The organism is Actinomycetota bacterium (assembly GCA_040905475.1).
GTDB lineage: Bacteria > Actinomycetota > AC-67 > AC-67 > AC-67 > DATFGK01.
Window position 1 is genome coordinate 52,964 of record JBBDRM010000166.1, and the last position, 17,880, is coordinate 70,843.

18 protein-coding genes are annotated in these 17,880 nt (G+C 67.9%); 5 read left to right on the plus strand and 13 right to left on the minus strand.

All coding sequences use genetic code 11. The features are described 5' to 3' along the window. Positions 1 to 17 precede the first annotated feature (17 nt). The 6 genes from pepN to WEB06_20545 form a co-directional block, all read right to left on the minus strand. Positions 18 to 2,546 (minus strand): aminopeptidase N, encoded by a 2,529-nt coding sequence (gene pepN / locus WEB06_20520; protein MEX2558004.1) that lies wholly within the window; start codon positions 2,544 to 2,546, stop codon positions 18 to 20. A 34-nt stretch (positions 2,547 to 2,580) separates the two neighbouring features. Further along, positions 2,581 to 3,231 carry a Crp/Fnr family transcriptional regulator gene (locus WEB06_20525; protein ID MEX2558005.1) on the minus strand — a complete coding sequence of 217 codons (651 nt, stop codon included), beginning with the start codon at positions 3,229 to 3,231 and terminating at the stop codon, positions 2,581 to 2,583. 10 nt (positions 3,232 to 3,241) lie between these two features. Beyond that, positions 3,242 to 3,481, minus strand: coding sequence for a hypothetical protein (locus WEB06_20530; protein MEX2558006.1), 240 nt, complete (start codon positions 3,479 to 3,481; stop codon positions 3,242 to 3,244). 196 nt (positions 3,482 to 3,677) lie between these two features. Beyond that, positions 3,678 to 3,803, minus strand: a complete 126-nt coding sequence (locus tag WEB06_20535; GenBank protein ID MEX2558007.1) for a hypothetical protein — start codon at positions 3,801 to 3,803, stop codon at positions 3,678 to 3,680. 75 nt (positions 3,804 to 3,878) lie between these two features. Continuing rightward, on the minus strand, positions 3,879 to 4,094 hold the full coding sequence (locus WEB06_20540; protein ID MEX2558008.1) for a hypothetical protein: 216 nt from the start codon (positions 4,092 to 4,094) through the stop codon (positions 3,879 to 3,881). A gap of 1 nt (position 4,095) precedes the next feature. After that, positions 4,096 to 6,285 carry a cyclic nucleotide-binding domain-containing protein gene (locus WEB06_20545; protein MEX2558009.1) on the minus strand — a complete coding sequence of 730 codons (2,190 nt, stop codon included), beginning with the start codon at positions 6,283 to 6,285 and terminating at the stop codon, positions 4,096 to 4,098. Between the two features lie 75 nt (positions 6,286 to 6,360). Here WEB06_20545 and WEB06_20550 point away from each other — a divergent pair, with 75 nt between their 5' ends. Genes WEB06_20550 through WEB06_20560 form a run of 3 tightly spaced genes read left to right on the plus strand, consistent with a single transcriptional unit; the run spans position 6,361 to position 9,024 of the window. Next, a complete protein-coding gene (locus WEB06_20550; GenBank protein ID MEX2558010.1) occupies positions 6,361 to 6,942 on the plus strand; it encodes a sigma-70 family RNA polymerase sigma factor in 582 nt (193 codons plus the stop codon). Between the two features lie 2 nt (positions 6,943 to 6,944). Then, on the plus strand, positions 6,945 to 7,334 hold the full coding sequence (locus WEB06_20555) for a hypothetical protein (GenBank protein ID MEX2558011.1): 390 nt from the start codon (positions 6,945 to 6,947) through the stop codon (positions 7,332 to 7,334). 55 nt (positions 7,335 to 7,389) lie between these two features. Next, positions 7,390 to 9,024, plus strand: coding sequence for a CocE/NonD family hydrolase (locus tag WEB06_20560; protein ID MEX2558012.1), 1,635 nt, complete (start codon positions 7,390 to 7,392; stop codon positions 9,022 to 9,024). Between the two features lie 51 nt (positions 9,025 to 9,075). On the opposite strand, the gene WEB06_20565 is transcribed toward WEB06_20560, so the two are convergent. Next, positions 9,076 to 11,568: a DUF11 domain-containing protein gene (locus WEB06_20565; protein MEX2558013.1), complete on the minus strand. Its 2,493-nt coding sequence runs from the start codon at positions 11,566 to 11,568 to the stop codon at positions 9,076 to 9,078. Positions 11,569 to 11,737: 169 nt separating this feature from the next. Continuing rightward, positions 11,738 to 12,331, minus strand: a complete 594-nt coding sequence (locus tag WEB06_20570) for a CoA pyrophosphatase (GenBank protein MEX2558014.1) — start codon at positions 12,329 to 12,331, stop codon at positions 11,738 to 11,740. Positions 12,332 to 12,371: 40 nt separating this feature from the next. On the opposite strand from WEB06_20570, the gene WEB06_20575 reads away from it, so the two are divergent. Next, complete coding sequence (locus WEB06_20575; protein MEX2558015.1) at positions 12,372 to 12,845, plus strand: FABP family protein; 474 nt, start codon at positions 12,372 to 12,374, stop codon at positions 12,843 to 12,845. 12 nt (positions 12,846 to 12,857) lie between these two features. Here WEB06_20575 and WEB06_20580 read toward each other — a convergent pair whose 3' ends face one another. After that, entirely contained in the window at positions 12,858 to 13,646 is a 789-nt protein-coding gene (locus WEB06_20580; protein ID MEX2558016.1) for an SDR family oxidoreductase, read from the minus strand. 85 nt (positions 13,647 to 13,731) lie between these two features. Here WEB06_20580 and WEB06_20585 point away from each other — a divergent pair, with 85 nt between their 5' ends. Next, positions 13,732 to 14,094, plus strand: coding sequence for a (2Fe-2S) ferredoxin domain-containing protein (locus tag WEB06_20585; GenBank protein ID MEX2558017.1), 363 nt, complete (start codon positions 13,732 to 13,734; stop codon positions 14,092 to 14,094). On the opposite strand, the gene WEB06_20590 is transcribed toward WEB06_20585, so the two are convergent. From WEB06_20590 to WEB06_20605, 4 genes are all read right to left on the minus strand, one after another. Beyond that, the gene (locus WEB06_20590; GenBank protein ID MEX2558018.1) at positions 14,091 to 14,849 is read right to left on the minus strand and encodes a hypothetical protein; all 759 of its coding nucleotides are present in this window, start codon (positions 14,847 to 14,849) and stop codon (positions 14,091 to 14,093) included. The genes WEB06_20585 and WEB06_20590 overlap by 4 nt on opposite strands. Then, complete coding sequence (locus WEB06_20595) at positions 14,846 to 16,498, minus strand: ATP-binding protein (GenBank protein MEX2558019.1); 1,653 nt, start codon at positions 16,496 to 16,498, stop codon at positions 14,846 to 14,848. The genes WEB06_20590 and WEB06_20595 overlap by 4 nt, the downstream gene beginning before the upstream one ends. Positions 16,499 to 16,591: 93 nt before the next feature. Next, positions 16,592 to 17,602 carry an EamA family transporter gene (locus tag WEB06_20600; GenBank protein MEX2558020.1) on the minus strand — a complete coding sequence of 337 codons (1,011 nt, stop codon included), beginning with the start codon at positions 17,600 to 17,602 and terminating at the stop codon, positions 16,592 to 16,594. 44 nt (positions 17,603 to 17,646) lie between these two features. Then, positions 17,647 to 17,880: hypothetical protein (locus WEB06_20605; protein ID MEX2558021.1), on the minus strand; the 234-nt coding region annotated here is incomplete at its 5' end.

Here is a 17,880-nt window from a genome sequence, read left to right on the forward strand (position 1 = left end):
TCGAAGCAGCGAACCGGTCAGGCTTCCCCGTCTTTGGCCCGGGCGCGTAGCGCCCGGAGTACGTCGTCCCGTCCCTCCACGATCAGCCGCCGGCACGGCGGGATCGGAGCGCGCTCGCTCAGGAATCGGTCGGTCGCGTCGACGGTGTCCTGCCCGACCAGCACCCGCGGGTACAGGCCTGCGGTGAAGCCGATCGCGATCTCCGTCGCTCGTTCGGCCCAGAACGATCCCACCGAGTCGAAGTAGCGGTTCCGGTACGACTCGAGCAGCGTCGCCTGCGACGGGTGCGAGAAGCCGGCCATCATCGCCCGCATCGTCGAGTACGGCAGCGACGGATCGCCGACGATCGCCGACCAGGCTTCCTCCTTCGCCTCTTCGGACGGACGGAGCGCCTTGGCGGCTGCCGCCTCCCGCCGGCCCTTGTCGCTCGGATCACGCGCGAGCTCTGCTTCGATCAGCTCCGCGTCGGCAAGGCCCGCCGCAGCCAGCGAACGAACGATCAGCCAGCGGAGGTCGGTGTCCACGGCCAGCCCGGCGATCGTCCGAGATCCGTCGAGGAGCCCGCGAACCAGTTCGCGCTGCTCGTCCGACTGGGCCCAGGTGATGAAGCACCGCGCCCAGGCGAGCTGGTGGTCGCTTCCCGGCTCGGAGCCTTCCATCCCCGTACGGGCCGCGCCGGCGAACCGGTCGAGCCCCGGGATCCGGTTGGGCTCCTCGCCGTATTGGTTGATGGCTGCGGCGGCTTGCGCGAGGAGCGACTGCACCACGCCGATCTCCGTCTCGCCCGAGATGTTTCGGAGCACGAGCTCCACGTAGTCGCGGGCGGCGATCTCGGCGTCGCGGGTCATGTCCCAGGCGGCGCTCCAGCACAGCGTTCGCGCGAGGGGATCGCTGAGAAGGCGAAGGCGGTCGACCAGAGTGTCGAACGACCGGCCGTCGAGCCGTACCTTGGCGAACGTCAGGTCGTCGTCGTTCAACAACAGCAGCGAGGGCACCCGCTCGCCTTCGAGATCGGGCACCGGCGTCCTGGTGCCGACGACGTCGAGCTCGACGCGCCGCCGCCGCACGAGGGCATCCCCGTCGGCGTCGAACAAGCCGATCGCGATCCGATGCGGCCGAAGGGTTGGGTGCTCGTCGGTGGACTCTTGGACGACCTCGAACGAGCGGTACGCGTCGCCGTTGCCTTCGAAGGACGGCCGCAACGTGTTGACGCCCGCGGTCTGGAGCCACTCCTTGCTCCATGCATGCAGGTCGCGGCCGGAGGACTCCTCCAGCGCGGTCAGGAAGTCGGAGAGGTCGGTGTTGCCGTACTCGTGACGCCGGAAGTAGCTGCGAAGGCCCTTCAGGAAGGCATCCTCCCCCACCCATGCGACGAGCTGCTTCAGGACGGAGGCGCCTTTCGCGTAGGTGATGCCGTCGAAGTTCACCTTCGTCGACGCGATGTCTGGGATGTCGGCAACGATCGGATGTGTGGAGGCGAGCTGATCCTGCCGGTACGCCCACGTCTTCTCCGCGTCGGCGAAGGTGACCCACGCGTTCTGCCACCGCGTCGCGTTCGCCTGCGAATAGATCGCCGCCCAGGACGCGAACGACTCGTTCAGCCAGAGGTCGTCCCACCAGCGCATCGTGACGAGGTCCCCGAACCACATGTGCGCCATCTCGTGCAGGATCGTCTCTGCCCGGCGCTCCCGCGCCGCGTCGGTGACCTTCGATCGGTAGAGATAGTCCTCGTTGAAGGTGACGCAGCCGATGTTCTCCATCGCGCCCGAGTTGAACTCGGGAACGAAAAGCTGGTCGTACTTGCCGAAGGGATACGGATAGTCGAAGGCCGCGCTGAAGAAGTCGAAGCCCTGCTTCGTGACGTCCAGGATCTCGTCGGCCTCGAGGTAGGAAGCCAGCGTCTTGCGGCACCACACCCCGAGCTCGATGTCGCCGTGGCGGTCGCGGACGACGTGGTACGGACCGGCGGCGATGCAGGTTATGTACGTCGACATCAGCGGCGTCTCCGGGAACCGCCAGATCCCGGCTTCCCCTTCGGGGGGTCGCTCCGACGGCGGGGTGTTCGACGCCACCTGCCAACGTGCGGGGACGTTGACGCTGAACGTGAACCTGCCCTTGATATCGGGCTGGTCGAAGCACGGGTAGACGCGGTGGATGTCGTAGGGCTCGGCATCGGTGTAGATGTAAACCTCACCGTCCACAGGATCGACGGCCCGATGGATGCCGATCCCATCCCGCTGGTACGCGCCCTCTGCGACGATCCGGACCTCGTTCTCCTCCGCGATCGACGGCAGCGTGATACGCAAGCCGTCGAAGTGCTTGCTCGGCTCCAGCGCTACGCCGTTGAGCGCGAGCGAGTGGACCTCCGGCGCGAGGAACTCGAGGAACGTGGATCCGCCCGGCTCTGCCCCCCGGAAGCGGATCGTCGCTTGGATCCCGAACCGCTCCTCTCCGGCGTCGAAGTCCAGATCGATCTGGTAGCGCGGATCCGAGACGGCGGCCGCGCGACAGCTCGCCTCTTCTCTGGTCAGGTTGGCTGAACGCATGGACGGTGAGTCTACCGAGGTCGCGGTGCGGAGACTATCGGGCGCGCCGTTGCAGTGATTCCGGGTCGACGATGTCGATCCGGCCGCGCCCGATCGTAACGATCCCGGCCTCCTGCGCCTCGCCGAGCACGCGGTTCACCGTGGCCCTCGAGGTTCCCGCGAGGTGAGCGAGGTCCTCTTGCGTCAGCGGCACGACCGTGCCGGGCGCGTTCGCTCCGTAGATGCGAGAGAGGTCGTTCAGACGGCGGAGGACGCGTTTGTCCGCGGGGATGTACAGCGCCTCGAGCACCTGCTCGGAAAGGCGCCGAACCTGCGCGCCCAACACGCCTGCGACGAACGACTCCACGGATGGATGCTCGCGCTTGAGCGCGTCGAACTCCTCCCGATGGATCGTCACCGTCTCGGTTTGCTCGATCGCCGTCACCGTCGCCGTTCGGGTCGTAGGGCCCAGGAGTGCGAGCTCGCCGAAGAAGTCGCCGGGACCGAGGATGGCGAGCGTGGCGACCTCCCCGAGCAGGGTGGTGACGCGGACGGCCACCCGGCCTTTGGCGATCAGATGGAGGGTGTCGCCGGGGTCGCCCTCGTGGAACACGACTTCACCCCGGGCGAAACGCCGGAGCCGCCCCGCCGCAAGGACGCGGCGGCGCGGCTCCTCCGGTATCCCGTCCAACAGGGGCCACTCCATGGCCTGAGTGTCAGCACGGGCGGTTCGTCGCAGTCAATTGACCCTTGGCGAACCAGCGGCGGTAGGCCGCCACGGGCGCCGGCCGGAACCCGCGGATCGCGGCGACGAGGCCGACGATCCGAGAGGGGCTGCGGTTGGCGCGACGCGCCGCGCGGGCCTCCTTGACGGTGCGGGCGTGAGCCGCCTCGGCGTGGAACTGCTGGATGCGCTGCTCCGCCAGAGCCTGCTGCATGCTCGGGTACCCGTTCATCGCTCCTCCTTCCGAACCTCTCCGAACTTCCTGACGCGAGTCTGGCTCGAAGGAAGGGGTCCGGTCGTTCACCGAAGCGACGGTGCGGATGTAAAGCTCGTGACACAACGTGGCTGGGCTCGAAGGCGGGAACGGACAAACGTTACGGGCCCGGGAATCCTCCCGAGCCCGTACGCAGCTGCGTCGGTAGTGCGCCTTACAGCGCGCGGGTCTTGAGCGCGCGGGTCTTGGCCGCGGTGCGCTTGCTGGCACGCTTGGTCGACGTGCGCTTGGCGGCGGCCTTCTTGGCCGGGGCCCTCTTCGCTGGCTTGCGAGCTGCCATCAGTATCCACCTCCTCGCGTCGGCATCTTTTTCGTCCCTGTCTTCCAGACGTGGGCTCGCGCCCATTCTCTTGCCTCAATCGAGCTCGGCGATATCCACGGGGTCCGGCCGGGGCGTGCAGATCCCACAGAAAAGCGCGTCTTCGACGACGAGCACCTTCATGGAATCGCCGGTTTTCGAGCGGTACAGATCGAGGATGTAGGGGTGCTCTTGAGCGTGATCCTCGCAGAGCCCCCGCCCGCAGAATCGACAGACACCGAGCGCGGCCTTCCGACAGTGCCAGCAGTCCACGTCAGTGCTCCCACTCGCGGCTGAGCGTCCTCGACGGGGCGAGTCTACCCTTGCGGAACGACTTGGCCAGCACACGATCGAACGCTTTCCGCTCGAGCTCCAACGCACGGACGGGAGTCACCGCCCGGATCGTCGCCGTGCGAGGCTCACGCATCAGGAGCGCGACCTCGCCGAAGTAGTCGCCGGCTCCGAGCCGGCCCTTGCGGCGGCGATCCTCGATGACGTCTACCTGGCCCGAGGCGATCACGTAGAACGCGTCGGCGTCGTCCCCCTGCTTCACGATCCGCTCTCCGGGCTTGAAGCTGTGCCAAGAGGCCCCCTGCAGCAGGCGCGACGCGTCGGCGTCGTCGAGCGACGCGAACGGTGACAAGGATCGCAGGTCCGCCGCCGAGATCAGGCCGGCCCGGACGTCGTCCGCGATGTCGATATTGTTCGCGAGGGCGCGATCGAAGGTCCCCTTGTCGATAACGAACAGCTCCGAGGGCTCCACCGCGCGCACCGTCGCCGTGCGCGTCGTCCCCTCGAGCAGCGCGATCTCGCCGAACGAACGGCCGCGCTCGCGGCGGCGGATGGATCGTTCGGTGCCGTCCGCTTCCGTGTGGCTAACCTCGAGCGTGCCCGAGCGGACGACGTAGAACGCGTCCCCACGCTCACCCTGCTTGATGACGACCTGCCCTCGGGGAACCCGGATCAGGCGAACGTGTTCGCCGATCTCCTGGACCGCCTCGTCGTCGAGCGGGCCGGCGAGCGGCAGATCGCGGAACAGGCTCACGGCTTCTGCTCGCCACTTCCGCTCGGTCGCCCGGCGCGCGATCCGAAGCACAGGCCGCGCACGGCGGATCCCGGCGCGGATCAGCCGGATGACACCGCGAAGCAGCGGCGCGAGCACCAACCCCACCAGGATCGAGATCAAGATCCGGGATACCCAGCCGCCCTGCCAGGCGCTTCGGATCGCCTGGCTGAGGATCTTTGACCAGAACAGGGCCGAAAGGGCGACCGCCAGCACCGTGAAGAGGACGGCGAAGATCCCGTATCCCGTGTACATGCGCTCCTGGCGAGAGAGGCGCTCGCGGCGTCGCAACTTGCCGAAAAGGTCGTCCCGCAGGAACTCGAACGAACGCTCTCTGAGGTTCATCTCCTCGAGCGCGTCCATCATGATGTAGTAGCCGTCGAGCCGGAGGAACGGCACGAGGTTCTGCGCGATGGCGATGTACGACAGCACGGCGTAGCGGAACAGGAACAAGGTCACCGGGCTCGCCGGGAGCGAAAGCGCTAGTAAGGTCGCGATCCCGCCGATGACCGTCTCGATGTAGGGGCCGGCGCCGGCGGCCGCCATGCGTCCACGCCTCGGCGCCATCCAGGTGTCGGTCGTCTCGATGAAGAACGCCGGCATACCGAGATAGAGCATGAACCCCGCCGCATTGACCCGGCGGCCGGCGTGGATCGTGGCGAGTGCGTGCCCCGACTCGTGCACGAAGGTCGATACGTAGTCGGCGACGTAGAGCAGCCCGACGCTCGCGGCGGCCGACTCCCCGATCAACGTGTACTTGTGTTGGCCGAGCAGAACGAAGAACGCGATCATGCCGACGATCGCGACGACCGTGCCGGCGATCACGACCGGCTTGACGAAGAAGAAGCGGCCGCCCCAGCGGTACATAGCATCGAAGAAGCGATGTGAGCCGGGGAATTCGATGCGTCGTGTCGCCGCGAACTCACGCATCCAGCCCGGCAGCGGGAGCCTCCGCTTCCGTCTCTTCTTGGCCTCCATCACGTTATCGAGGACGGGCTCATAGCGAACGTCGAGGAATCCCCCACGGAAGAGCTCATCCACGAGATCGGCGACCGACGAAAGCTCGAACGCGCCCGATTCCCGGAACTTGCCGACGACCAGGTCCTTGACCGTGCGGCTCCCGTCCATCTGCACGACGAGCGCGCGCTCGTCGGCCGTCAGCCGGACGTAGTTGGGTCCGATCGGCGTCTTAACCATCGTGTAGCTCTCGCCGTCGCGGCGCACGAAGTCGAGTATCTCGAGGTCGTCACGCAGCCTCGGAAGGAAGAACGCTGGATTGACCGCCCGCTCTATCCGGTCCCAGGCGTGGATCGAAGCGGCGCGGCGCCGGCGACCTCGGACTCGCCGGCGGATCTCCGCATGGACGCCGCCGAGCGGCGGAAGTGTCTTCGCCTTCTCCATCCGGACGGGACTCTACGGGAGGAGAGGCCACGGTGGAAGGGCAAAGACGGCCGGGAGATGTCGTACCCTACGGAGATGCCGAGCCGACGAACGGCGACCCAATCCGAGCGGAAAACCGCGAGCGACGACGAGCTCGTCGCCGCATGTCTGGCGGGCGATGAGCATTCCTGGGTCGAGCTGATCTCGCGCTACGCCGCGTACATCTACGCGATCGCGACGCGCGCGTTCGGGCTGCCGCCCGCAGCAGCGGAGGAGGTCTTCCAGGACGCCTGCATCCGCGTGTATGAGGGCCTGGCGGGTTTCTCGGGCCGCGGAGAGTTCCGTTCCTGGCTCCGCGCCGTCGTCCTGAGCGCCGCGCGGGAGCACCTGCGCAAGGAGGCGCGCAGACCCGAGGTCGCCCACGAGGTCGACCCCGGGACCGAAGCGGAGCTGGAGGAGCTGGAAACCGCGCTCGACGTCAGGGCGGCGGTCCTCGCCCTCGGCGAGCCGTGCAACGGCACCATCGGCCTGTACTTCTTCCGAAACCTCACCCAGGCCGAGGTCGCCGAAAGCCTCGGCGTCCCGCCGGGGACGGTCGCAGCGCGGCTCAGCCGCTGTCTGAAGCGGCTTCGCGACGCCCTGCAAGAGTCCGGGCCCCCTGAGGCGTCCAGAGGGTAACGATGGCTTCCGACCACCTTTCCGACGCCGAGCTAGCCCGGCTCGCCCTGACCGCGGGCAAGCATCGGCATCTCGCGGCTTGCGCGGCCTGCGCGGCCGGGTTCGAGCAGTTCCGGGTCTTGATCGACCGGCTGCGAGCCCTCCCCGACCCACCGGATCGTCTGCTCGAAGCCGCCACGGACTTCTATCGGCGCCACCAGCGGCTGGAGGCGCTGCTCGAACGGCTCACGGAGGACGGGGCGCTCCGGGCGAAGGCACGCAGCAAGCCGGAGCATGTGCTCCGCGAAGCCGGGCTCGAGCCGGTTCCCGAGCTCGTCGAGGCTCTTCGATCGCAAGGCCGCGAGTCGGGCGCCGTCGCCCGCCGGATCGCCGCGAAGCACTTCTGGTTGTAAACGCCCTCGGCGGCGGGCGGCAGGTGCCGCGCGGGGCGGCGTAGAAGACGCTTGGATGCGCCGCTTCTCGCTCCTACTCCTGCTCGTGGCCGGCGCTTCGACGCTCGTCGCGCGGGCCGACGCCGCGTACGCCCGCACCGACGCCATGGTGACGATGAGCGACGGGGTCCGGCTCGAGGCTTCGGTGTACGTGCCGGTCGGGAACCCGCCGGCGGAGGGCTACCCGCTCATCGTGCGCCAGCACGGCGGAGGGTCCAACAAGGACAACCCCTACGACACCATGTACGGGATCAAGTTCGTCGAGACCGGCAACTTCGCGCTCCTGATGTACTCGCACCGCGGCCACGGAAACTCCGGCGGGTTCTTCGACTTCTTCGGAGAGCGAACCACCCTCGATTTCTCGGAGATGCTCGACTGGGTCGAGTCGAGCTTCGGCTCCCAGATCGACACGGAAAGCGTCGGCGCCAACGGCATCTCGCAAGGCGGCGGCGAGTCTCTGCTCCCGGCTGCGAACGACTCACGCGTCAAGGCGGTCGCGGTCGGGAACACGTTCGCCGACCTCAACCAGGCGCTCAACCCGAACGACTGCATGAAGTTCTCGTTCGACACGGCGATCTTCGTGGCCGCCTACAAGGCGGCCGCCGCCCGCACCGAGGACGCGCTGGCCGTGCGCTGGGGACTGACGCTCTACACCGACACCGAGGACGTAGTCGTGCCCGGCCTGGGATCGACGAGCGACGACCTGCGCGCGCGGTCGCCGCTGACCTACGTGCAGCCGCTCGTCGATCGCCGCGTCCCCGTCTACTGGACGCAGTCGTGGGAGGACTACCTCTTCCCCGGCGACCACCCGGCACGGTTCCTCGCCCCACTCGAAGCCGCAGGCGTCCCCGTCCACTACTGGTTCGCGTCGGGCGGCCACGCCGCCGGACCGAACGACCCGGCCGACGAGGCAGACAAGGAGCAAGACTGGATCGACTGGATGGACGAGTTCCTCCGCGGCGTCGACCATGGGTTCGCGAGCGGCGCCCGTCCGCGCGTCGACTACGCCCAGCGGCTCACGCAGGGGTTGCCCGGCGAATGGACCCACCGCACGGCCGCCGCGTGGCCCATCCCCGGGGCGACACCGCTCGTGCTGCATCCGCGGAGCGACGGCACGCTGGCCGGCTCGCAGGGAGACGCCGGCTCCGTTGGGACGATCGTGAACGACCTCGTCACCATCAACGTGGCCAACGATCCGGTCGCCACGAACGAGATATCCGGCCGCGTCCCGGTGCCCGCATCGCGCGACGCGGTCCGAGCGGTGCCGGAAGGAGCCAACCCGCTCGACACCGCTTCGTTCCTCTCCGATCCCTTGTCCTCGCCCCTCGACGTGGTCGGCGCTCCCGCGGTCGAGGCGCTGCTGAGCACGACCGCCCGGCGGGTGGTGCAGCTGAACGCGAAGGTGTGGGACGTCGCTCCCGACGGCTCGCGCGTCCTCGTCACTCGGGGATGCCGTTCCGTCGAGAACGCAGGCCCGAACCCCGCCGTCGCGCTGGATCTCTGGCCGAACGCCCACACTTTCCTCATGGGGCACCGGATCGAGCTGACGCTCGCTGCGGTCGACTTCCCGGTTTTCAAGCCGGAGACGGAGCCGGCCGTCACCGACATCCTTTCGGGGACGACCGTTTCGTTGCCGGTGCTCGCCGGCTGAGCGTCAGCCTTCCCCGGCGTCGCCCCCCGGGGCCCTCGTCATCCCTCGCTTCTACGGCGCCGTCGCGTCCGAGTGGGCTTCGGCGACGATGACCTCCAACCCGGGCAAGCCTCCCGGCGGCGGGTCGAGCAGGACTACGCGGATCGCGCGCACCGTCAGGCCCGAATGCGTGGTCCCGCTGCACGTCGGTACCGGCCCCGGCGCCGCGAGACTGCCTCCGTCGCAGAACTGCTCGTTCAACACGATGTACCCGAGCGCGCCCAGGCTGATCACGGTGTTGCGCGCGACGGGGACCGCGATCGTCTGACCGTTCACGACCAATCCGACGAATTGCGTGCCGGTGTCGTTCGACAAAGCGCCCCCGGAGGAACCGTCGGAGCTCGCCACCTGCGAACGCACGAGGGTCGCCCCGACGAGGCAGCCCGGACCGACCGCGTCTCGGAGCACGCACAGGTTCGCCAGCTCCGCGTAATCGCTCGACGAGGCCGAGGTCGGGGTCAGCGTCCCGTCGCTCACCGACTTCGTCAGCTCAGCCGAGACGACCGAGCCGTCGGCAGGCAAGAACAGCTGATTCAGCGCCTGCTCGTCGTGGCCGCCGTACGCCGGGATCGCGACGTAGCCGACCGTGATGGGGATCAGTTCGGGGTCGGTGGTCTCGCTCGCGATGAAGGCGTGGCCGCTCACGGCGCCCGGGCAGCCCGTCGCGGAGGGATGCTCCGCGTGAGCACCGGCCGTCGAAACCTGGACGCTGGTCGTCTGCCGGCCGAGCGCCAGTGGGTCACGATCCCAAGCGGTGATGTCGATCATCGTCACCGTGACGTCCGAAACGAATGTTCCGGTGGTCGATCCCGACACCTTGCGGAGCGTAACCCCGCTCTTCTGCCCCTGCGGACCCTTGCCGAACAGGCTCGACAGGTCGATGAAGGCCCCCGGATTGACGTTGTCGTAGACCTGCGGCTGACCGGGTCCGAGCCGTCCATCGGTGTCGATCTTGAGGTTCACGAACCCGGTTCCGAGCGTGTTCCAGTTCGACCCGTCCTCGGTCGCCTCGGCGAGTCCGGCCGCTCGAACGAGCTCGGCCGTGATGACACCATCCAGGATATTGAGCCCGGCCACCTGCGCCACGGTGTTCTGCCGCGACGTCGGCGGGGTGCTCAGCACCTGCGATGTCGCAACGCCCTGGATCAGGTTCACCTGCAGGACCGGAGGCGACAGCGTCGAGGTCGGGATCCGGACGTTCGCCTGCGAGAGATCGTTCGAGTCCACTCCCTTCCCGGTCTGCGAGCTGCTCACGTCGGTGATGATCTGATCGATGCCGAACCCGGTATCGGAGATATGAACCCCCGTGGCACGACCGCTGGCCGAGGCCGTCCCCGGGTTCGGACCGGGAGACACGTGCACGCAAGCAGTGCTCGAGGCGTCGGGTGAGCCGGGTTTCTGCGGGCTGTCGATCGTGGCGGTGTTGCAGAGGAGACATTGCGGCGGAGTCTGCAGAACCCGGAGCGTCAGCGACACCGTGTCGCTCGCTCCCGGCGCGAGCGGCCCAACCTGCCACGCGACGGTATCGCCGGACACCGTGCACCCATCGGTGCAAGACACGAACTCGGTGCCGGCCGGAAGCGTGTCGGTGATCGTCGCCGAGCTGGCCGTACCCTCGGTCGAAAGGTTTCCGTAGGCGATGTTAAAGGTCACGGTGCCGCCGACCTCAACGCTGGCCTGGGCCGCCGTCTTGGTGATCGTAGGATTCGGCGGCGGGCAGATATCCGACCGCTTCGCAGTCCTGTCCTTCGGGTCCGATGTGATCGCGGTCGACGACCGGGTCCGCACGTATGCGCTCGCGAACTTCGGGCAGATGTCGCCGATGGTCTTGGTGAGGTTGAGAGACGCTTCCCCGAACGCGCCCGCCTTCAGGCCGGGCTCGGTGGTGTTGGTCCGGTTGACTTCCGCGTCGTAGGTGACGTGCTCCACGAGCGTCGCGTCGTCCTCCACGTACTCGCCGACGCCGTTCCCGGTGAAGCGCCACCGGAACGCGCGGATCGTGATCGTGCCGCCGCCGTTGTCGAAGTCGTAGGTGAGGATGATGTCACCTTCCGTGCGCACCGGAAGACCGGGACAAACTTCGAGGTTGGACTGGCTGAACTCGTAGTCGATGTTCGCCGTTCCGTTGGTTGCGTACCGCTCCCAGTTCACGTACATGAAGCGGTCGCCGCCGAACGTCCTGAAACCGAGCGCGGCCTTGACGATGTCGTCCTTCGGGGGTGCCTTCTTCGTGGCGCATGCCCAGCCGCCGGGCGCGAGCGCCTTGCTGCCATCCTTGTAGACATCGTCCCCGTTCGAACTCTTCGGGTCGGTGAACTCGATGACCCTCGCTCCCGAGGCGGTCAGCGAAGACCAGTCGAGCGGCTCGCCCGCAACGGAGTCCGGACGGTTGCCGTCGACCTCGAAGCTGCCTGCGGTGCCGGCGGCAAGCGCCGCGCGCGCCGGAATGATCGCGGCGAACACGACCGCGAATAGCAGGACTGAAGTGGTTCGAGCCCCCCGCATCGATCCCCCCTATGTCGTGGATGCCCGTATCGCCGTAGATTCTCCAAAAGTCGCCCTTGCCCTGCTGTTAGCTTTGCCACAGAAGGCTTGAGGGACGAACGGATGTTCGAAAGTACTGTTTCGTAGGCATTTCTGGGCGCGCGGCGCGGCAGAGGCGTGCTCCCGCGCCTTAGCTCGGCTCGCCGGCGACGAGCGGCCAGACCTCGTCCAGGAACAAGCGCAGGACCGCGCCGGTGAATCCCCAGATGTAGTGGCCGCGCGTGTCGAAGACGTTGGTCTCGATCTGGAACCCACGCCGTTCGATCGTCTCCCGCCGGCCGATCCGCGCGAGCTCGGCGACGGGGAGCTCGATGATCTCATCGATCTCAGCGTCGCTCGGGCGGTAGGAATGCTGCTCGGGTACGACGGCGACGAACGAGGTTACGTTGTAGCCCGTGACGAACGTCGGGAGCTCGTCGAGCCGGCCGACGATCCGGATGTCCGCCGGGTCCACGCCCAACTCCTCCACGGTTTCTCGTATCGCGGTCGCCTCGATGTCGGCGTCCTCGTCGTCGCGAGCGCCACCGGGGAACGAGATCTCGCCCTTGTGGTGTTTCACCGAATCCGTCCGCCTCGTGAAGACCAACCACGGCTCGCCGTCGCGCTCGAAGAACATGAGCAGTACCGCAGCTTGACGTCCGGGAGGGAGCTCGTACTCGCGGTGCGGCCGCTGCGCCATCGCTTTCTTGAGCTTCGTTTCGAGAGGATCTGTTGCGGTGCTCACGGTGCGACACTGTACCGGAGGCCGTGATAGCGTCGGCTCGATGGAACCGACGCTGCATCCCGATGTCGAGCCGCTCGCGTTCTTGCTCGGAACCTGGAGCGGAGAAGGCAAAGGCTCGTACCCGACGATCGACTCCTTCGCCTATCTCGAAGAGATCCGCTTCTGGCACACGGGCAAGCCGTTCTTGTTTTACGAACAGAAGACGAAGCACCCCGTTAAGGGCTTCCCGATGCACGCCGAGGTCGGTTACTGGCGTCCGCAGGCCGGCGGGCGCATCGAGATCCTGTTCACGCATCCGACCGGCATCGCCGAGATCCAGGAAGGAACGATCGACGGCACGACGATCGACGTCGCATCCAAGACGGTCGCCAGGACCACGACCGCGAAAGAGGTCGTCGCGCTGGAGCGCACGTTCACGGTGGACGGCGACGTGCTCCGCTACGAGGTGCGGATGGCGGCCGTCGGGGTCCCGCTCACGCACCATCTGGCCGCCGAGCTGAAGCGCGAAGCCTAAGCGCCACGGCAGCTACATCAGCGCGCGGACCATCCCCCCGTCGACCTGGATCGTCGTGCCCGTGACGTATGAGGCCGGATCGCTCGCGAGGAAGACGACCGTCGCGGCGATCTCTTCCGGCCGGCCGAGGCGCCCCATCGGGATGTCGGTTAGGTAGGCCTTCACCGCCTCGTCGAAGGGGATCCGTTCCCGTTCCGCGCGTTGTGTCGCGAGTGAACGGATGCGGTCGGTGAACGTCGGCCCGGGGCATACGGTGTTGACGGTGATGCCTTCCCGCGCGAGAGCGGTCGCCAGGGTCTTCGCGAAGCCGACCACCGCCGCGCGGGAGCTGTTCGAGAGCACGAGGCCCTCGAGCGGCTGTTTCGCGGCGACGCTGGTGATGTTCACGATGCGGCCCCAGCCGCCGCGGCGCATCAACGGCACCGCGCCGAGCGTGCAGCGTACGGTTGAGAGCAGGTTGAGCTCGAGAGCCTTCCGATAGTCGTCCTCCGAGAACGAGTCGAACGCGCCGGAGGGCGGCCCGCCGCAGTTGTTCACCAGCACGTCGACGCGCCCGAGCGCTTCGGCGGCGCCTTGCACGAACCGGCGGCAGTCGTCGGATATCGACAGATCGGCGACCGCTGCGTGCACGCGGACGCCGACCTCGACGAGCTTGGCTTCCGCGTCGCGCAGATCGTCCTTGCCCCGCGCGCAGATGGCTACATCGGCGCCCTCGTGCGCGAACGCCTCGGCGCACGCCCGGCCGATCCCACGACTCGATGCGGCGACGAGCGCAACACGACCCTTCAGACCCAGCTCCACCGCAGCGGATGCTACTACGTAAAGCCGGCGCGCCGACCTCGAGAGCCGGGATCGCTCTGGCGACGGTTGCACTATCATCCGAGGGATGCCGAAGCCGGAGAAGTTCGTGTTCGTCTGCACGAACGAGCGGCCCGAGGACCATCCGAAGGGCTCGTGCATCGCCCGCGGCTCTGCCGAGCTTCTGGGCCACTTCCGCGATCTGCAGGGCGAGAAGAGCCTCGTCCACTTCAAGGTCGTTGCGACCGGGTGCCTCGAGCCATGCCTGGCGGGCCCGACCGTCGTCGTCTACCCGGACAACGTGTGGTACGGCGGTCTGACGCTCGACGACGTCGAGCAGATCATCGACGAGCATCTCGTGGGCGGTCGCCCCGTCGAGTTCCTGACCCTCACCGACGACGACTTCGAGCGCTCACAGCGCGCCGCGAAGCAGGCTCCTCCGACCCTCTAGCGCGTCAGGGCCGGCTCCCGGGTCGCGACCGGACCCTTGTTCCAGTCCCGCACGGCGTCGACATAGAGCCTCCAGGTGACCAAGAGGAAGTACGCGGCAGCCGGCACGCCGAGCCAGTCGACCGCGAACCCGTGCACGTCGTGCGCGTACCGTCCTGTCCCCGAGTAAAGGAAGAAGACGCCATGCATGAACGCGCACGTCGGGAAGACGGCTGCGAGCGACAAGCCCGATACCGACCATCCACCGAGGGGTCCCCGGTTGCGGAGCTGCGTCCGGGTCAGGAAGTATCCGATCGCGCAGTACAGCACGACGAGAAGAGCGTTCGGCACGATCGTGGCGCGGAATGCGAACCCGCCGCCTGCGATCGCGATGGACGAGGCCACGAGGCCGGTAACGTACACCCCGGCCAGCGTCGGGATCGCCATGACCCATAGCGGGGTGCCACCGATGAAGCGATCGCCCCGGCCGCCGCGGAACGCTTCGATGCGCAGCAGGAACCAGGTGACACCGGCCGGAAAGCCGACCAGCACCACGGCAAGGTCCAGCGACCCACCCGGACGGCCTTCGAACGCAGCGTGGATGCCGTGGAAGAGATGATGCGGCCCGCACGTGAACGCCATCGCGATCCATGCCGCGCCGAAATGCGAGAAGCCCATCGTCTTCCATCCGCGACGCATGTCCTCGATCGTCATGATCCCGTAGCTTGTGTAGACGGCGCCGAGCACGAGGTTCACTACTGCGACCGCGATCCTCATGACTCCCTCCTTACGGGAACCCCCATCTGGCGCATGAATTCGCGGATCACTGAGGTTTCCCCAACGCCGGGCCGCGGCGTCGGGTCGGGCTCGGGAGCCGGCGGACGAGCCGGCGCCGTCGCGCCGACCGGCGTCAGCGAAACGGTGAACGCGCTTCCCTCGCCGAGCGTGCTGCAGACCCCGATGGAGCCCCCCATCGACTCAACCAGCGACCGGACGATGAACAGGCCGATCCCGGTGCCGCCGAACCGGCGATCGTTCGCCGATTCTCCTTGCCAGAACTTGTCGAAGCAGTGGAGAACCTGCTCGGCGTCCATGCCGATCCCTCGATCCGAGACAACGATCTGCAGCCCCTCGTCGGAACGGACCTCCACGTCCACCGGTTCGCCGCCCGGCGAGTATTTGATCGCGTTGTCCAGAAGGTGATCCACGACGATCGCGACGGCATGAGCGTCGGCGATCACACGAGGCAGGTCGGCGCCGGCTTGGAACTGGACCGGCCGTCGGGTGGCTTGCGAGAAAGCGGCGACGCGCTCGGCGACGATCGAGCCGAGATCGATGTCGGAGAGGTCGAGCGTCATGCGCCCGGCGTCGATCCGACTGGACAGCAACAACCGATTCACGATGCCGTCGAGCTCGATCGCCCGTCGCTCGATCGCGCGGAGGGCGTCCTCGCGGAGGCCGTTCGGCGCCGCTGTTCGTAGCAAGGTCTCGGCGAATCCTTGGATAACGGTTAGCGGGGTCTTGAGCTCATGCGAGGCGGTCGCGAGGAACAGGGCCTTCGCTTCATCGGCCTCCTTGAGCCGGGTGATGTCGCGGAACGAGTGAACGACCTCGGAGATCCTCCCGTCCGCGTCACGGACCGCTTGGGCGGTGCCGAGCAACGGCTGACGATCGCCGATCGGACGCCTGCGCCAGAGCTCTTCTCCGAGGGTCGCGTCCGGCTCGACGAGATCGATCAACGGGCACGCGCCGTCACACGCAAGCTCGGCCTCCCCCCGGTGAAGCGCGAGCACGGCAGAGCATCGCCGGCCGAGCGCACCCGCCACGTCGCTGTCGAAGGTTCGTTCGGCCGCAGGGTTCCATTGCAGGATCGTCCCGGCCGAATCGGTAACGACCACGGCATCGGCGACGCGAGCGAGGATCGCCTGCGATTTCTCCTTCTCTGAGAGCGCCCGCTCGTAAAGGTGCGCGGTTTGCAGCGCGAGTCCGGTCTCGCGCGCGATGCCTTCGGCGAAGGCGCGCTCTTCGGACTCCCACCCCTCGAGGCCGGGGTGCTGGTTTCGCTCGAGATAGAGGACTCCCATGGCCCCGGTCGCCGCGACCAATGGGAGCGCGAGATCTCCGACGAGTTGATTCGAACCGGCACGGGCACGCATCGCCGCATCGACGACGGCCGCCGGCGGATGTGCCGGACCGGCGATCGGCTCGCCCATCAGAAACGCGAGGCGTGGGACGTCGCCGCGGATGCGAACCCAGGCGCTCGTGCGGCGACATTCGAGGGTGCGATGCAACGCCTCGACGGCGGCCCGGAGGACTCGCTCCGTGTCGAGGTGCTCGCGGATCTGGTGGCCTGCTGCATCGAGTGCGTTGGAGAGATGACGCATGCGACGGCGCTCGGCCCACCGTTGGGATAGGTCTCGCGACAAAGAAGCTCTCCTTGCTTGCCGGAGAAGGATTATCAGGAGAAACGAGGAGCTCCCGGCAGGCCCGGACTACTCAATCTGGGTAGCCCGAATGGATCATCGTGGTCGCGAATCAGACATCCCAGGCGCCGCGACATCTTCATCCTCGACGGGCGGCATCCCGGCCCCGACCTCCCCGGGCTCTGCGGTTCGCCGAGCCGTAACGATCATGGCGACGGCGGTGACGACGATCGCGCCGGCGAGGATGGTGAACGCCTCAACGCGCTCGTCGGCGAGCGCCCAGCCGAGTGCGACGGCCACGACCGGGTTGACGTACGCGTACGTGGACACGAGCGACGTCGGGGCCGACCGGAGGAGCCACGTGTAGCACGGGAAGGCGGCGAGGGTCCCGAATACGATCAAGTAGGCCAGCGCGAGGATCGACGAGCGTGAGAACGCCGACGGTTCGATCCGGCCGAGCTCGCCGGCGAAGATGCCGACGACGCCGAGGATCGCTCCTCCGCACAGGAGCTGCATCGAAGCCGAAACCAGCGGCCGCGCAGGAAGTGGCGCGCGCCGCGAGTAAAGCGACCCGATCGCCCACGACAGTGAGCCTCCGACGACGACGAGCGCGCCGAGCGTGTCGATGCTGCCCTCGCCGGTGGGGCGGATCAGCAACGCGGTGCCGGCGAACCCGACCACCAGCCCGGCGACGGCGACCCGCGGAAGTCGCTCGCGCAGCGCCGCGAACCCGATCAACGCCATCCACAGCGGCACCGTCGCGACGAGGAGCGCCGCGACCCCAGACGGGATCCGCTGCTCGGCCCAGACCACTCCCCCGTTGCCGCCGAGGAACAACAAACCGCCGACGATCGCCGCGGAGCGCCACTGCGGCACGCCGGGGCGGTCCGCCTCGCGGTCGCCGCGGCGGATCGCGAACGCATACAGGAGACCGCCGGCGACGAGGAATCGGAACGACGCGCTGAGCATCGGCGGCAGGGTTTCGATCGTGAACCGGATCGCGAGGTAGGTCGAGCCCCACACGACGTAGACGACCGCGAGCGCCGCCCAGACCAGCGGCGCGGTCTGAGACCGGCCGTGAGCCGGTGGACCCGCCTCCCCCGCCATCGTCGGCCCAGGCTAACCGACGCCCGGCCCGGCCACCGCCGGATTTAGGGGCCGTGACGGAGCTGCGTAAAGCATTCCGAAGCGAGCAGCTCGAGCCCGGCGCGATCGTACGGCGGGTGGGCCATCACGGCACAGTGGGTTGCGCCCGCTCTCTCATATCGCGAGAGCTGCTCGGCGCACTCCTCGGGCGTGCCGACGAGCGATCGCTCCTCCAGCCGCTTCGCGTCGCGTCCGCGAGCGCGCGCCCCGGCCTCGAGCGCGCCCACGGCGTCCGAACG

Bases quoted from the DNA above. Each gene is read 5' to 3' on its own strand.
- WEB06_20530 (MEX2558006.1), bottom strand. From the start codon at position 3,481: ATGAACGGGTACCCGAGCATGCAGCAGGCTCTGGCGGAGCAGCGCATC.
- WEB06_20590 (MEX2558018.1), bottom strand. From the start codon at position 14,849: ATGAGGATCGCGGTCGCAGTAGTGAACCTCGTGCTCGGCGCCGTCTAC.
- WEB06_20555 (MEX2558011.1), top strand. From the start codon at position 6,945: ATGGCTTCCGACCACCTTTCCGACGCCGAGCTAGCCCGGCTCGCCCTG.
- pepN (MEX2558004.1), bottom strand. From the start codon at position 2,546: ATGCGTTCAGCCAACCTGACCAGAGAAGAGGCGAGCTGTCGCGCGGCC.
- WEB06_20585 (MEX2558017.1), top strand. From the start codon at position 13,732: ATGCCGAAGCCGGAGAAGTTCGTGTTCGTCTGCACGAACGAGCGGCCC.
- WEB06_20560 (MEX2558012.1), top strand. From the start codon at position 7,390: ATGCGCCGCTTCTCGCTCCTACTCCTGCTCGTGGCCGGCGCTTCGACG.
- WEB06_20550 (MEX2558010.1), top strand. From the start codon at position 6,361: ATGCCGAGCCGACGAACGGCGACCCAATCCGAGCGGAAAACCGCGAGC.
- WEB06_20575 (MEX2558015.1), top strand. From the start codon at position 12,372: ATGGAACCGACGCTGCATCCCGATGTCGAGCCGCTCGCGTTCTTGCTC.
- WEB06_20600 (MEX2558020.1), bottom strand. From the start codon at position 17,602: ATGGCGGGGGAGGCGGGTCCACCGGCTCACGGCCGGTCTCAGACCGCG.
- WEB06_20565 (MEX2558013.1), bottom strand. From the start codon at position 11,568: ATGCGGGGGGCTCGAACCACTTCAGTCCTGCTATTCGCGGTCGTGTTC.
- WEB06_20545 (MEX2558009.1), bottom strand. From the start codon at position 6,285: ATGGAGAAGGCGAAGACACTTCCGCCGCTCGGCGGCGTCCATGCGGAG.
- WEB06_20535 (MEX2558007.1), bottom strand. From the start codon at position 3,803: ATGGCAGCTCGCAAGCCAGCGAAGAGGGCCCCGGCCAAGAAGGCCGCC.
- WEB06_20525 (MEX2558005.1), bottom strand. From the start codon at position 3,231: ATGGAGTGGCCCCTGTTGGACGGGATACCGGAGGAGCCGCGCCGCCGC.